This window comes from Paenarthrobacter sp. 4246, assembly GCF_040546855.1.
In the GTDB taxonomy this organism is placed as follows: Bacteria; Actinomycetota; Actinomycetes; order Actinomycetales; family Micrococcaceae; genus Arthrobacter.
This window is the reverse complement of sequence record NZ_JBEPOP010000004.1, coordinates 362,926-376,232: the sequence shown is the minus strand read 5'-3', so window position 1 is coordinate 376,232 and position 13,307 is coordinate 362,926. Positions and strand designations below refer to the sequence as shown.

General features: G+C 62.4%; 15 protein-coding genes. 7 read left to right on the top strand and 8 right to left on the bottom strand.

Annotated elements, in window-relative coordinates; translation table 11 throughout:
* Nucleotides 1–33: 33 nt before the first annotated feature.
* The gene (locus ABIE35_RS09720; RefSeq protein WP_017197091.1) at nt 34–294 is read left to right on the top strand and encodes a hypothetical protein; all 261 of its coding nucleotides are present in this window, start codon (nt 34–36) and stop codon (nt 292–294) included.
* 91 nt (nt 295–385) lie between these two features.
* Here the strand turns inward: ABIE35_RS09720 and ABIE35_RS09715 are convergent, their stop codons facing one another.
* Complete coding sequence (locus ABIE35_RS09715; protein WP_354514454.1) at nt 386–2,926, bottom strand: ATP-dependent DNA ligase; 2,541 nt, start codon at nt 2,924–2,926, stop codon at nt 386–388.
* 38 nt (nt 2,927–2,964) lie between these two features.
* Here ABIE35_RS09715 and ku point away from each other — a divergent pair, with 38 nt between their 5' ends.
* Entirely contained in the window at nt 2,965–3,831 is an 867-nt protein-coding gene (ku, locus tag ABIE35_RS09710) for a non-homologous end joining protein Ku (RefSeq protein ID WP_354514452.1), read from the top strand.
* A 167-nt stretch (nt 3,832–3,998) separates the two neighbouring features.
* Here the strand turns inward: ku and ABIE35_RS09700 are convergent, their stop codons facing one another.
* Both ABIE35_RS09700 and ABIE35_RS09695 read right to left on the bottom strand, forming a co-directional pair.
* Nucleotides 3,999–4,712, bottom strand: a complete 714-nt coding sequence (locus ABIE35_RS09700; RefSeq protein ID WP_354514451.1) for a DUF6766 family protein — start codon at nt 4,710–4,712, stop codon at nt 3,999–4,001.
* 5 nt (nt 4,713–4,717) lie between these two features.
* Entirely contained in the window at nt 4,718–5,242 is a 525-nt protein-coding gene (locus tag ABIE35_RS09695) for a DUF6328 family protein (RefSeq protein ID WP_354514449.1), read from the bottom strand.
* A 115-nt stretch (nt 5,243–5,357) separates the two neighbouring features.
* Here ABIE35_RS09695 and ABIE35_RS09690 point away from each other — a divergent pair, with 115 nt between their 5' ends.
* Complete coding sequence (locus ABIE35_RS09690; RefSeq protein WP_354514448.1) at nt 5,358–5,573, top strand: hypothetical protein; 216 nt, start codon at nt 5,358–5,360, stop codon at nt 5,571–5,573.
* Between the two features lie 49 nt (nt 5,574–5,622).
* Here the strand turns inward: ABIE35_RS09690 and ABIE35_RS09685 are convergent, their stop codons facing one another.
* A complete protein-coding gene (locus ABIE35_RS09685) occupies nt 5,623–5,793 on the bottom strand; it encodes a hypothetical protein (RefSeq protein WP_172323795.1) in 171 nt (56 codons plus the stop codon).
* Between the two features lie 307 nt (nt 5,794–6,100).
* Here ABIE35_RS09685 and ABIE35_RS09680 point away from each other — a divergent pair, with 307 nt between their 5' ends.
* The 4 genes from ABIE35_RS09680 (at nt 6,101) to ABIE35_RS09665 (ending at nt 8,838) form a co-directional block, all read left to right on the top strand.
* Nucleotides 6,101–6,580: a Dps family protein gene (locus tag ABIE35_RS09680; RefSeq protein ID WP_024819119.1), complete on the top strand. Its 480-nt coding sequence runs from the start codon at nt 6,101–6,103 to the stop codon at nt 6,578–6,580.
* A 42-nt stretch (nt 6,581–6,622) separates the two neighbouring features.
* Entirely contained in the window at nt 6,623–7,585 is a 963-nt protein-coding gene (locus ABIE35_RS09675; RefSeq protein ID WP_354514445.1) for a DNA topoisomerase IB, read from the top strand.
* Nucleotides 7,586–7,686: 101 nt separating this feature from the next.
* Nucleotides 7,687–8,244, top strand: a complete 558-nt coding sequence (locus ABIE35_RS09670) for a hypothetical protein (protein ID WP_354514443.1) — start codon at nt 7,687–7,689, stop codon at nt 8,242–8,244.
* 6 nt (nt 8,245–8,250) lie between these two features.
* Entirely contained in the window at nt 8,251–8,838 is a 588-nt protein-coding gene (locus tag ABIE35_RS09665; RefSeq protein WP_354514442.1) for a TetR/AcrR family transcriptional regulator, read from the top strand.
* A gap of 122 nt (nt 8,839–8,960) precedes the next feature.
* Here the strand turns inward: ABIE35_RS09665 and ABIE35_RS09660 are convergent, their stop codons facing one another.
* The 4 genes from ABIE35_RS09660 to ABIE35_RS09645 all read right to left on the bottom strand — a co-directional run bounded on the left by ABIE35_RS09660 (nt 8,961) and on the right by ABIE35_RS09645 (nt 13,126).
* The gene (locus tag ABIE35_RS09660) at nt 8,961–9,239 is read right to left on the bottom strand and encodes an HPr family phosphocarrier protein (protein ID WP_017197107.1); all 279 of its coding nucleotides are present in this window, start codon (nt 9,237–9,239) and stop codon (nt 8,961–8,963) included.
* Nucleotides 9,240–9,339: 100 nt separating this feature from the next.
* Nucleotides 9,340–11,349 (bottom strand): PTS fructose transporter subunit IIABC, encoded by a 2,010-nt coding sequence (locus tag ABIE35_RS09655; protein WP_354514439.1) that lies wholly within the window; start codon nt 11,347–11,349, stop codon nt 9,340–9,342.
* The gene (locus ABIE35_RS09650; RefSeq protein ID WP_354514437.1) at nt 11,346–12,338 is read right to left on the bottom strand and encodes a 1-phosphofructokinase family hexose kinase; all 993 of its coding nucleotides are present in this window, start codon (nt 12,336–12,338) and stop codon (nt 11,346–11,348) included. The genes ABIE35_RS09655 and ABIE35_RS09650 overlap by 4 nt, the downstream gene beginning before the upstream one ends.
* Nucleotides 12,335–13,126 carry a DeoR/GlpR family DNA-binding transcription regulator gene (locus ABIE35_RS09645; RefSeq protein ID WP_280626056.1) on the bottom strand — a complete coding sequence of 264 codons (792 nt, stop codon included), beginning with the start codon at nt 13,124–13,126 and terminating at the stop codon, nt 12,335–12,337. Before ABIE35_RS09645 ends, ABIE35_RS09650 begins: the two co-directional genes overlap by 4 nt.
* Nucleotides 13,127–13,307: the final 181 nt, after the last annotated feature.

Here is a 13,307-nt window from a genome sequence, read left to right as displayed (position 1 = left end):
CTGGAAATACCGGCACACTGGAAAGGAAGAACCATGACTGCGAATCACGATTCCGAACGCATCAATCCTGAGGTTGCAAGCCACTTGGTCGAGTCCATGGACATGGCACCGATGCCCGAGCCGACCACCATCGCCGTTGCACTTGGCGGTGACCAGAGCAGGCAGTGGCCTGACGGTAACGGTAAACGTCGCCACCCGAAGGAGCGCGACCAAGCCCACGGCCGTATGGGCCAGGGTGCAGCTGTGACGGCGATCCACAGGACCAGCCGCCCGCAGATGCCGCACTCCTCCTAGCGTTACCCGAACCGCACCACCCCGCGTAGCCAGCCCAACTGATTAACAGCACACGTTCTACTGAACCTTCAATAGAGCGTTATCTACGGGCTCAGTTGGGCTGGCTTACGTCGTCAGGGGACTTGTCCGGGCGCCAGCCACGCCACACGGGATGCCGCAGCCGGCCTGGCCCCGTCCATTCTCCGAAAGTCACCTCGGCCACCAGCTCAGGGCTGACCCACGTAGCTCCAGCGGCATCCTCACGGGGGATGTCAGCGAAAGGGGATTCGGTTACGGTGCGGGGCTCCAGAACCTCCATGATGTCCCGCAATTGCCAGTCCTTGAATCCGCTGCCTACCCTGCCCACATAGTGCAGTTTGTCGCCGTCCGGAATGCCCAACAACAAGGAACCGAACGTCCCGCTTCGAGCCCCGGCACCGGGACGCCAGCCACCCACCACCACCTCCTGGCTCTGCTCCAGCTTGAGCTTGAGCCAGGACCTGCTGCGCCGGCCGATCACATAACGGCTGTCGGCCTTCTTCGCCATCACACCCTCCAAGCCCAACTCGGCGGCGCTGGTCATGAGGTCTTCTACGTCGTGGTCCAACACTGCTGAAAGGTGAAGCGGGCAGCCCTTGGACAAGCGTTCCGCAAACCCCGAGAGTTTTTCGCGACGCTCTCTGAAGGGCAGCCCGCTCAGGTCCGTGCCGTCGTCGTACAGAAGATCGAAGACCATGAGCTGCACCGGGACTGCTGCCCGGGCCCGCTGGATGTCCGCAGCTTTGACCAGGTTCATCCGGAGCTGCAGTCGCCCGAAATCCGGCCTGTTCCCTTTGCCGAGCGCCACGATCTCGCCATCAGCAACGAAGTCGCCGTCGGGCCAACATGCGCGGTCCGTCAGTTCCGGATACGCGGCGGTGAGGTCATTCCCGTTGCGGCTCATGAGACGGATCCTGCCCTCGGTTCCCGTGATGATCGCCCGGATCCCGTCCCACTTGAGCTCATATAACCAATCGTCGCCGTGAAGGTCAGCGGTGGTGCCCGAGGTGGCGAGCATGGGGGTGTAACCCGGTATGGGCTGGGGGGCAGCGGGTGTGACTGCCGGCTTCGGGTGCGTGCTACCCGCGGGCGAAACCCGCCGCCCTCCGGGTTGCTCCTTCATCAGGTGGATCAGCCAGTTTTGACCCGTGTTGATGAGCGCGAACCGTTTGGTCCCACCAAGCCCGCCGCCCGGCTCGCCTGTGAGGGTGGCAATCACTTCCTTGCCCTCGCGCCATTTCTCGCACGTGTACTCGCCGCGGTCCCAGATGCTGACCGTCCCCGCGCCGTACTCGCCCTTGGGGATGACGCCCGCGAAGTTGGCATAGTCCATGGGATGGTCTTCGGTGTGCACGGCCAGGTTGTTGCGGTCCGGAGTTTCAGGAACGCCACGGGGAAGTGCCCACGAAACCAGGACGCCGTCATGCTCCAGCCGGAAGTCCAGGTGGTAGCGGCGGGCGTGGTGCTCCTGGATGACAAAAATGCCGCCGGTTGGCGGCGGCTCGCCCGGCTGAGGCTGGTCTGAGGACGAGCCCCCTGTTTGCGTGGAGGCCGTAACGGCCGACGACGACGGAAACGGCTCCGGGGTCTTGTCCGGATCGCGCATCCCGACATACTTGGCGAGACGGTTCTCCACCGTCACCACCCGCTCACGGGAGGTGCCCGAACTGCCTGCGGCAGCACCGTCGTCGTCCTTCTCATCCTCGCCGTGGGGCGGAAGGTGCCGCTCGGAAATCGGTGCGAAGTGGTCTTTGCCCGTCTTGACACGCTTCATCACGGCCAGAAAGTCCAAGTGCTCCAATGAGGCGGAGTTGAGTTCACGCCACGTACGCGGTGCCGCCACGGTAGGGCGCGCCTTGCCGCGGAGTGAGTAGGGGACGATGGTGGTCTTGTTCCCGCTGTTCTGGCTCCAGTCCACCAGCACCTTGCCGTTGCGGAGGGATTTCTTCATGTCGCTGACCACTAGCTCCGGGTGGTCGGACTCCAGTGCGCGGGCAAGCTCTTTGGCGAAGGCGGAAACCTGCTCGGACTTCAGCGTCCCGTCGAGGCCGGTGTAGAGGTGGATGCCTTTGCTGCCGCTGGTCACAGGGACCGGATCCATGCCTATGTCCTGCAGGATGGAGCGGGCCAGCTTGGCCACCTCAACGCACTCGGGCAGTCCCGCCCCGGGGCCGGGGTCAAGGTCCAGTACAAAGCGGTCGGGGCGGAGCGGTTTCCCTGAAGGATCCACTTGCCACTGCGGAACGTGGATTTCCAGCGAGGCGATCTGGGCCATCCACGTCAGGGTGGCCAGGTTGTTGACCATAGGATAAACGTTGATGTGGTCCGAATGCTGAATGGCGGCACGGGGAATCCACCGAGGGGCGGAGTCCTCAAGGTTCTTCTGGAAAAACACCTGCCCGGGATGTTCGGCGGTGCCCACACCGTTGACCCAACGCTTACGGGTGACGGGCCGATTGGCAGCTGCGGGGATGAGGAAAGGAGCCACTGCAGCGTAGTATTCCAACACCTCGGCCTTGGTAGTACCGGTTTCCGGGTAGATGATTTTGCCCAGATTGGTGAGGGTGAGCTCGTGGCCTTCCACGTTCACGCGCTCCTGTTGCTTGCCTGCCACCTCTTCTCCTCCGCTGTGTTGTGCTGTTGACTGGGTGCATGAGGGCCATATGGAAGGGATCTATCGCGTTCGGTCTGGTCAACGTACCAGTGAAGCTCTACAGTGCCACGGAGGATCACGATATTAGCCTGCACCAAGTCCACAACAAGGACGGCGGGCGTATTCGGTACCAGCGGAAATGCGAAATTTGCGGCGACGTTGTGGCGTACGAGGACATTGATAAGGCCTACGAAGAAGAGGGTCGCACCGTTGTCCTGACGTCCGCAGAATTGAAGTCCTTGCCGGAGGAGAACAGTCGCGAAATTGAGGTGGTGGAGTTCATCCCCGCCGAGCAACTGGACCCCATCATGTATGAACGCAGCTATTTCCTGGAGCCGGATTCCAAATCGCCCAAGGCTTACATGTTGTTGAGGCAGACGTTGGAGGACACGGACAGGATTGCCATTGTCCAGTACGCGCTGCGCCAGAAGACCCGTTTGGGTGCGCTGCGGGTGCGTGGTGATGTACTGCTGCTGCAGGCTTTGCTGTGGGGTGACGAAGTCCGTGAAGCCAAATTCCCCTCCCTTGAGAGCGACATCAAGATTTCGGACAAGGAGCTGGAGATGTCCTCCGCCCTGGTGGAATCCATGGCTCATGACTTTGATCCCGATGAGTACACCGATGACTACCAGGTCCAGTTGAAGACGTTGATCGAGGCCAAGCTGGAGAAGGGCGAGGCCCTGGACACTGAGGCCACGTTCGGTGTTGTTGAGGGCGAAGGAGAAGGCGGCGACGTCATCGACCTCATGGAGGCGCTCAAGCGCAGCCTGGACAAGAAACGCGGCAAGGAGAAAGCGGACGACGCCGGCGCTGCCGCCAGCAAAACTGCCAGCAAGCCCAAGGCGCGGGCCAAGAAAAAGGCCTGAGCCGGCGTCGATATCTGCTTTCTCTTGCCTTTAGTGATTCCGCAGCATGGAAATGAGCTCGGATTTCTTCTTGTCCGAATACCCTTTGAGGCCAAGTTCTTTGGCGCGTGCTTTCAATCGCTGGAATTCTTCTTTCCTGGCATGGTTGGTTCCTTTCTCCTCATCGGCTAAGCGCCCGTCTCGTAGTGCGGCTCTGCCACGGGCTTTGATTCCGGCGAGCCCCTCTCGCGAAGGTACACAGAAGCCCCCACCAAAACGGCCACGGCCAGGAACTCGCTTTGCCAGTTTTGGAAGGACTCAAACCAGAATTGACTGGATCCGATGTACTCCCAAGTGGAGATCTCCGGAAGGCCATGGCTGAGCTGTTCGTCGTTGTAAGCGGCCGCACCGCCTACGGCGTGCAGGGTGAAGGAGAGCAGGAAAAGCAGGCCCAGCAGGCCAGACAACGAGTGCTCGTAGACCTTCAGAACCCAGCCGCCGCGCCTGACCGGCCACGGGGTCTTGGCGGACATTTTGGCATCGCGGGGATCTTCGTCCTGGGGTGCGTCCTTATCCACAGGTTTGGATTCCGAGGAGCCGCGCTGGAACAGGAAAACCGTCAGGACCACGTACATGGCCATCTGAAGGAACTCCGATTCCCAGTTCTCAAAGAGTGCTTCCCAGAAGCTGCCTGACGTCAGAAAATCCGATATCACGGTTGCAGTCCCACCGTGTGCTTGCTGTTCCTCGCTGTAATTGGCTGCTCCTGAGAGGATCATTCCTCCGAGGAAGACGACGAACAGGCCTGCATTGACCAGCAGCAAGCCGTGGTCCTTGACCCAGTGACGCGGGGGCTTGGTGTCCTTGCCGGAACCCTGGTTGTGTTTGGCGGGTCGCAGCATCCCACTCACTCTTCCTTTGCGGTTCCGTTGTTACCGCTGCCGTTTCGGACGGCCCGACGGTGCAGCCACAGCGGCGTTCCCACCACCAGGAGCAGCAGCACCAGGATGATGAATCCAGCTGCTGCAAGCCCGGCCGTCCGTCCGGCGGTGAAGTCGAAAACCAGGGTGGCGGAGCCCACAATCAACAAGGCCACGCCGGCCAGCGCCCATTTGGTCACGACGTCGGCGCTGGAGACCAAGGTGGCCTTGAGCCCCCTGCGGAACAGGCGGCGATGAACACTGACGGGCAGCACAATCAGGACGGTGGTCAGCGCTGCCACCATGACGTTGAAGAGGTAGAGACTCCGCTGCCAGTCATCCAGGAGTTCGAATCGTTCCTGAAAGGGGAGCGTGAGCAGGAAGCCGCCAAGGATTTGTACCCCCGTTTGGAGAACCCGTAACTCCTGGATCAACTCCATCCAGTTGCGGTCCATCCGTTCCTCGGTGGACTCGTTCCTGCCGATCCTGGGAGCCTGCTCCGGCTCAACCATCTATGCACCTCCGTGGTGGTTTCTGTGGACGCCGACCAAGCACCGGACTACGGTCGGAACTGTCAGCATTCCTCGATCTCGCTATCGGGGCCTCGTCGGTCTTCAAGGAGGAAAAATGAGCCAGGACGATCACCGGGTAGACCCGGACAACGAACCCGGGGGTTACGGAACTCCCACCCCCGAACAGGAATTGCCTGGTCAGGGAAACGAACGCGAGACTCCGGAACGGCCCGCTCAGGGGGTGCCTGAAGTTCCCGGCGACGAGTTCCCGACGCCAAAGGACCCTGACGCCGCCCCGCCGCCCGCGGCCACCGGTGATGGTCAGGGCTGAGAGCAGGAACGCCGGAGGCTGTGCCCCCGGCGTTCGACCTTGTCCCGGTCTATACCGTGTGTCCCCTGCGACCCGACATGAAGCTCAGCAGCCAGCCAATGGCTGCGACGACGAGGAGGATGACGCCTACCCACAGCAGCCAGCTCAGCGCTTCGGTGAAGCCGCCTACCAAGAGAAGAACAATTGCTACTACACCAGCAATGATCAGAAGTGTATTCATGGTCAGCACATTCCTTTCTGGGGGAATCTTTGACTAATGTCGCCGGTTCCCAACTATGCATTCCGATTACTTCGATTGAGTTATGCCGGTACTCGGAGGCGTTCCGCCGCCTCAAAGTGCCTTTGCCGTTATTGCCTGCCGGCGGTCCTTGGAGCGGGTTCGCCAGTCGTGAACACTAACAGTTCCCATTGTACTACTAAGCTTCCTTATGAAAGGGTTATTGAAGTCGTCACCTGATGATTGGGCAGTTGCCGCAGAAACTATGCGGCACGTTTTAGGCTCACATGAACGTCTATGAGAGGAACACATGAAAGCGTCACAGCAGCTTGCAGACAACCTTCAGATCGTCCTGACAGACCTTATTGAGCTTCAGCTTCAAGGAAAGCAGGCGCACTGGAACATCGTGGGGCCGAACTTCCGCGACCTTCACCTCCAGCTGGACGAGCTGGTAGTGGCCACGCGCGAATTCGCTGACGACACCGCCGAGCGCATGAGGGCACTCCACGCCCTGCCCGATGGCCGGAGCGCGACCATCGCCAAGGGCACGCGTCTGGAGGAGTTCCCGGCAGGCCTGGTCAACACCAAGAACGCGGTCAAGCTGGTCACTGACCGCGTGGAGCGTGCTGTCCAGACAATGCGCGATGTCCATGACGAAGTGGATGAGGAAGACCCCACGACGGCGGACCTGCTGCACGCATTCATCTCCCGCCTTGAGCAGCTCGTATGGATGATTAACGCGGAAATCATGAATGCCGGCGCTGCAGTGACGGATCCGGACGAAGCCTAGAACTTCACGATCCGGGCCGATCACGAGTAGGGCGGAAGAACCGTGCCAAGGCTAAAGCGCACTGACCTGTCCAAGCCCGGCATCGTCCGCCGTAAGGTGGGAAAAGGGTTCAGCTACCGGCACCCCGACGGGAGCCTGGTCAGCAAGGAGGATCGCCAGCGCATCAATGCGCTGGCGATCCCGCCTGCATGGACCGATGTGTGGATCAGCCCTTTCGAGAATGGACACATCCTTGCCACGGGTGTCGATGATGCAGGGCGCAGCCAGTACATCTACCACCCCACGTGGCGGGAGCGGAAGGACACCGAGAAGTTCATTCGGGCCGCAAAACTGGGATTGGTCCTGCCTGCGATCCGGCGCAACGTCACCGTCCACCTGCAGAACATGGAAGATCCCCGGCAACAGACCCTCGCCGCGGCAGTACGGCTGATGGACCTCGGTGCCCTTCGGGTTGGCTCCGAGGTCTACATGAAGCAAAACGGTTCCTATGGGCTCACCACGCTTCGATGCCGTCATGCACGGGTGGAAGGGCATGATGTCTTCTTGAAGTTCCCGGGCAAAAGCGGGCAACTGTGGGACAAGTCCATCCACGACCCCGCCTTGGCCGCCTTTTTGGAACCACTGGCCGAGCGCCCCGGCAAGGAACGCCTGCTTGCCTACCTCTCGGAGGGAACGTGGGTCTCGGTGGACGCGTCCATGATCAACGAATACCTGCGCGGTGTCGCCGGCGATGCCTACTCCTCCAAGGATTTCCGAACCTGGAAGGGTACTGCGGCCGCGGCTCTTTGCCTGATCAAGTCCGGTCACCAAGGAACTCCCCGGCAAGCGATTGTGAGGGCCATTAAGGAAGCCTCGGAACTCCTGGGCAACACCCCGTCTGTGGCTCGATCATCCTATGTGGATCCGCGGATTATCGAGGCCTACCTCTCCGGGGAACTGAAGGACGTGAAGCCCACGGAAGCATCGATCGCCGCCTACCTGAATGGCGAAACGCCGAAGATGTAAGCAGGGGTGGCCGCCAAGTCCTGACGTCGGCCGTTCGAGCGCACTTTGTGAGTACACTCGTACTAATAAAGCCCGGCTGGAAGAACGTTGAGGTGCGGTAAATGATCCTGATCGCGATCGTGGTGTGCGAAGTTGCGTTCTGGGTGGCGATCATCGCCGGGCTCGCAGCGCGGTATCTGCTGCGGAAACCCCGCTTGGGTGGAACTCTGCTGATCCTTGCTCCGGTGATCGATGCTGTCCTGCTTGCCCTGGTCGCAGTCGATTTGCTGGGCGGGGGAACAGCCTCATGGCAGCACGGCCTGGCGGCGATCTACATTGGCGTCTCCATCGCGTATGGCAAACGCATGGTGGCATGGGCCGATGTGCACTTCCAACACCGGTTCTCGGGCGGCCCTGCGCCCGAACGACTCTCAGGAACCCGCTACACGGCAAAATGCTGGCGGGACGTCACCCTTACTGCGCTGGCGGTGGTCATCGCCGCTGCGACCCTGGGAGCGATCATTCTTCTTGTCAACGACGCGGAACGAACCTCAGAGCTCTCGGGATTCTTTCGCATCCTGGGAATCATTTTCGCCATCGATTTCCTTTGGGCCGTGAGTTACACGATCTGGCCGAAGAAGGCCGCCCGCCCCGTGCCCGCTGCTTCTTCTTCGCGGTGAAACGCCATGCCCCGGAGGATCGACGCAGAGGCCCGCACCGCAGCGATTGCGGAGGCTTCGTTACGTGTCCTTGAACGTGATGGGCTCCAGGGCCTGTCTGTGCGCGGGGTTGCCGCGGAAGCGGGCATTGCCGCCGCTTCGTTGCGGCGGGCCTTTGCCACGCAGCACGCGCTCAGGGAGTACTGCCTGCAACTCATTGAGGACCGGGTCACCGCCAGGGTCTCCGCGCTTGAGCTGACCGGCCGCGCGCTGGTTGATGAGTTGCTGCTGCAGTTGCTCCCTCTCGATAAAGAGCGGCGCTTGGAACTGGTTGCGCAAGTCCAACTGGGCGTTCTTTCCCTTACCGACAGCGAGCTTCGTCCTGCCGCGACCAGGCTGAGCGACGCAGTAGGGCGCGCATGCCACGCAGCTGTACAAATCCTGGCCGAAACGGGTCAGTTCAACAGGGGACGCGATCAAGAGTATGAAGCGCAGCGGCTACGAGCGCTTCTTGACGGAATCGCGATGCATGGGCTGTGGAGCGGGGAGTTGCCGGAGTCGAGTCAGATGCCCGGCATGCTCGCTCGCCATCTGGACGAGCTCGCCGGTCCATAACTCGTTGTCGCTGCCGCACGTGAAGGTGACACCGCGGACGCCGACAGCCACAAAAAGAGCCTGGCGACCCCCGATTCCGGGAGTCGCCAGGCTCATTGCGCAGCGCTGAGGGATGAGTGTCCCTACTCGGCGTCGTGGTCCGTTTCCAGAATCTTCACCAGGCTGTCCAGGGCGGCGTCCGCACCTTCACCTTCGGCGCGCAGCACCACCACGTCACCGTGGGAGGCGCCCAGGCTCATCAGGGACAGGATGCTGGCCGCGTCCATGGCGTCATCTGCGGGTTCACCCTGGCGGGCGATGGTGACATCGAGGTCCAGGTCCCCTGCTGCCTCGGCAAAGATAGCTGCAGGGCGGGCGTGGAGGCCGACGCGGCTTGCGATGGTGGCTGTACGTTCTGGCATTGGTGCTCCTTTTGTGAAGGCTGGCGGTTGTGGGAGGTGGCGTTGTGGGAAGTCTAGACCGCTGATGGGTTGAGACGCTTGGGTTTTGGACGCCGGAGTTTTAGACGCTGGCGGTTGCCGGGGTGGCTTCCACTTCCACCGGCTTTTTGACGGCAAAGCGCTTGAGGGCGATGACGGCCAACGCGCTGACCACCATTCCAGCCACGATGGCGATGATGAACATCGGCAGGTTGCCAATGGCGAAGAAGACGAAGAAACCGCCGTGTGGAGCCTGGGAAGTTACTCCCGTGGCCATGCAGAGTGCACCGGTCAGGGCGCCGCCCACCATGCTGGCGGGAATGACCCGCAGGGGGTCTGCTGCAGCGAAGGGAATGGCACCTTCGGAGATGAAGGATGCGCCCAGCAGCCAGGCCGCCTTGCCGTTTTCACGCTCGTTGAGGGTGAAGAGCTTCTTGTTCAGGACCGTGGCAAGGGCCATCGCCAGCGGCGGAACCATGCCGGCCGCCATCACTGTGCCCATGATCAGCCACGGAGCCTGGTTGTCTGCGCTACCCGCGCTCAGGCCGGCAACTGCGAAGGCGTAGGCAACCTTGTTGACCGGACCGCCGAGGTCGAAGCACATCATGAGGCCAAGGATGATGCCGAGAACTACAGCGGATGCGCCACTCATGCCGGTGAGCCAGTTATTGAGGGCCACTGTAAGGCCGGCAATGGGACCGCCGAGGACCAGGAACATCAATCCGGACGCGACGATGGAAGCAATCAGCGGGATGATGACCACGGGCATCAAGCCACGGAGCCAGCGGGGTACCTGCCACGTTCCGATAAGATGCGCGACGTAGCCGGCCAGGAGACCGCCGACGATACCGCCGAGGAACCCTGCACCCATGAAGCCTGATACAGCACCGGCGACGAAGCCGGGTGCGATGCCGGGCCGGTCGGCGATGGCGTAGGCGATGTATCCAGCCAATGCGGGGACCAGGAAGCCCATCGACAGGGCGCCGATCTTGAACAGGACCGCACCAAGGTAGATGGCGAGTCCGCCTTCAGGCAGGTTGCCGAAGTTGTTCTCCAGCACCACCTTGTCCGCTACTTCAGTGATGTCGTAGCCGCCCAGCAGGAAGCCGAGGGCAATCAGCAGGCCACCGCCGGCCACGAACGGAATCATGTAGCTGACGCCGGTGAGGAGTGCACGCTTCAGCTTCTGGCCAATGTGTTCACCCTTCTCCTCCTCGGCACGCTCAGCCTGCTCTTCGGCGCCGGCATGGGGAACGCGGCGTGCGCGGGGATCGTCGGCAGCTGCAAGTGCTTCCTGGACCATCTTGGTGGGTTCGTCGATGCCCCGCTTGACGGGAGCGTTGATGACCGGCTTGCCGGCGAAGCGCTCCTTGCCGCGAACATCAACGTCGACGGCGAAAATTACTGCGTCGGCTGCTGCAATCACGGCCGGGTCCAGCGGCTTGGCACCTGAGGAACCCTGGGTCTCAACCTGGAGGTCAACGCCCATTTCCTTGGCAGCGGCAACCAGCGAGTCAGCCGCCATGTACGTGTGTGCAATACCTGTGGGGCAAGCGGTCACCGCCACAATGCGCTTTGGCGCGGCAGCCGCCGTCGTGCCGGCAGCAGCAGGTGCAGCCTCGGCGGGCGCAGCTGCAGGCTTGTCCGCCAGGGCGCCGTCCACGAGGTCCACAATGTCCTGCTCGGTGGCAGCGGCGCGCAGTGCTGCCGTGAAGTCCTTTTTGATGAGGGACCGGGCCAGCTTGGACAGCAGCTTCAAGTGTTCCTGGTCTGCGCCGTCCGGGGCTGCGATGAAGAAGATCAGGTCTGCCGGGCCGTCCTTGGCGCCGAAGTCCACCTTGTGGGACAGTCGGGCCATGGCCAAGGCGGGCTCCTGGACTGCAGCAGAGCGGCAGTGCGGGATGGCGATGCCGCCGGGTACGCCGGTCGCGGTCTTCTGCTCGCGGGCGAAGGCGTCGGTAAAGAGCCCTTCGACCTCGGAAGCACGGCCGGTGGCGGCAACTTTGCCGGCCAGGACGCGGATGACGTCGGCAGGGGAGTCGCCCAGGTTCTGGTCGAGGGTGACCAATTGGGTTGTGATCAGCTGGGTCACTGTGAGTCCTTCTGGAGGGCCGTGATGGTTACGGCATTGGGGGTTGTCTGGTGGACTGCCGGGACAGTGGAGCCCGGCAGGGAGGCGGCAGCGGCACCATGTGCCACGGCTTGACGAAGGCAGTCCTGCGCGGAGCCGCCTTGGGTTGCAGCCAGCAAGTAGCCGGCCAGTGCAGAGTCCCCGGCGCCTACCGTGCTGACGGCTTTGATGGGCGGGTGCGTGGCCAGCCACGCACCGTCCGCCGTCACCAGGATTGCTCCTTTGGACCCGAGTGTTGCGAGAACGGCGCCTACACCGCTGGCGACGACGGCGGCTGCAGCTTCAGCGGCTTTGGCCGGATCCGCTTCCAGTTCGTCGGCAGTGGAGACGCTGGTGAAACCGGCGGCGGCGGCAAGCTCTGCGAGCTCTTCCGCGTTCGGCTTCAGGAGATCTGGCTTCCCGGAGGCATCGCCCACCAAAGACGCCGCAAGCGGTGCCCCGGAGGAGTCAATGGCGATGCTTGGGGAGGCCGTTCCATCCGGGGTCGACCGGAGCCGGCGGGCGATGGTGGCGTAGAAATCCGCGGGAACTCCTGGTGGGAGCGAACCTGCGAGTACCACCCAGCTGGCGCCACGGGAGCGTTCCAGCAGCAGCCCGATCAGGGCTTCCTGCTGTTCCTCACTCAGTTCCGGGCCGGGTTCGTTGATCTTGGTGGTGACGCCGTCCGGTTCGGTGAGCGTGACGTTGCTGCGCAGCGCCTGGCCGATGGGCAGCGCCGCGAACGGCACGCCGCCGTCGTGCAGTCCGGAAAGGACCGGGTCCGAATCCGCGCCCGGAAGGATTGCCACGGTGTCGAGGCCGGAGGCCACGAGCGCCCGTGAAACGTTGACGCCCTTTCCGCCCGATTCCTGATGGACGGCCACGGCGCGCTGCACCTCGCCGCGGGCCAGGGCGCCGGGGAGTTCCACCGTGCGGTCCAGGCTGGGGTTGGCGGTCAAGGTGACGATCATGCGATCACCACGTCTACGCCGGCGTCGGCCAAGGCCGCGGCGAGTTCTGCGGACGGTTGGCTGTCTGTAATCAAGGTGTCAACATCCTTCAAGGTGGCGAACTGGACCAGCGTTTCGGAGTCCAGCTTGGAAGAGTCGGCCAGGGCCACCACGCGGCGGGCTGAGGTGACGAAGGCGGCTTTTACCGCTGCTTCCTCAGGATCGGGGGTGCTAAGGCCGAAGGTTGCGTGGATGCCGTTGGCACCCACGAAAGCGATGTCCGGGCGAAGTTTGTACGCGGCTTCCACCGTGGACTGCCCGACGGCGGCTTGCGTCAGTCCGCGGACCCGGCCGCCAAGGATCTGCAGTGCTATGCCCGGCGTGGAGGAGAGTTTGCCTGCGATGGGAATGGCGTGGGTAATCACCACGAGTTCATCGTTTCCGTTGGCCGCGGGTGTTCGCTGGGCCAGCAGGTCCGCCAGGGTTTCCGTGGTGGAGCCTGCGTCCAGCAGGATGCTGCCTGTTGTGAGCTCCGGGATCAGCGCGAGGGCTGCATTGGCGATGCGGAGTTTCTCCACTTGGCGCTGTACCGCCCGCTCGAGGATGCTTTCCTCGCGGGTGCTCAGGCGGTCGGAAGGTACTGCGCCGCCGTGGACGCGGCGCAGGTTTCCGGAGACTTCGAGGGCCGCGAGGTCGCGACGGATCGTCTCAGTGGTGATGCTGAAGCGGTCGGCAAGGTCTGTGACGCTCACCCGTCCGCGCTCTGCGACGAGTGCGGAGATCAGTTGTTGGCGTTCTTCGGCGAACACTTACCCTCCATTGCGGTCAAGCCAGGTCTTCAGGACGGCCACTTCCGTGACTGCTGTCACAACGATGTGGAATTGCTTGACTCTATCTTTGTTTATGTTGGTAAGTCAAGAGAAATCAACATAAACAAAGATCGGAGGGGATTGGCGTTCGCGGACACGCCAAAGGGCATGCCGCGCTCCC

Excerpts from the sequence above, each read along its gene's own strand:
- ABIE35_RS09720 (WP_017197091.1), top strand. The coding sequence starts at position 34 with ATGACTGCGAATCACGATTCCGAACGCATCAATCCTGAGGTTGCAAGC.
- ku (WP_354514452.1), top strand. The coding sequence starts at position 2,965 with ATGAGGGCCATATGGAAGGGATCTATCGCGTTCGGTCTGGTCAACGTA.
- ABIE35_RS09700 (WP_354514451.1), bottom strand. The coding sequence starts at position 4,712 with ATGCTGCGACCCGCCAAACACAACCAGGGTTCCGGCAAGGACACCAAG.
- ABIE35_RS09695 (WP_354514449.1), bottom strand. The coding sequence starts at position 5,242 with ATGGTTGAGCCGGAGCAGGCTCCCAGGATCGGCAGGAACGAGTCCACC.
- ABIE35_RS09690 (WP_354514448.1), top strand. The coding sequence starts at position 5,358 with ATGAGCCAGGACGATCACCGGGTAGACCCGGACAACGAACCCGGGGGT.
- ABIE35_RS09685 (WP_172323795.1), bottom strand. The coding sequence starts at position 5,793 with ATGAATACACTTCTGATCATTGCTGGTGTAGTAGCAATTGTTCTTCTC.
- ABIE35_RS09680 (WP_024819119.1), top strand. The coding sequence starts at position 6,101 with ATGAAAGCGTCACAGCAGCTTGCAGACAACCTTCAGATCGTCCTGACA.
- ABIE35_RS09670 (WP_354514443.1), top strand. The coding sequence starts at position 7,687 with ATGATCCTGATCGCGATCGTGGTGTGCGAAGTTGCGTTCTGGGTGGCG.
- ABIE35_RS09665 (WP_354514442.1), top strand. The coding sequence starts at position 8,251 with ATGCCCCGGAGGATCGACGCAGAGGCCCGCACCGCAGCGATTGCGGAG.
- ABIE35_RS09660 (WP_017197107.1), bottom strand. The coding sequence starts at position 9,239 with ATGCCAGAACGTACAGCCACCATCGCAAGCCGCGTCGGCCTCCACGCC.
- ABIE35_RS09650 (WP_354514437.1), bottom strand. The coding sequence starts at position 12,338 with ATGATCGTCACCTTGACCGCCAACCCCAGCCTGGACCGCACGGTGGAA.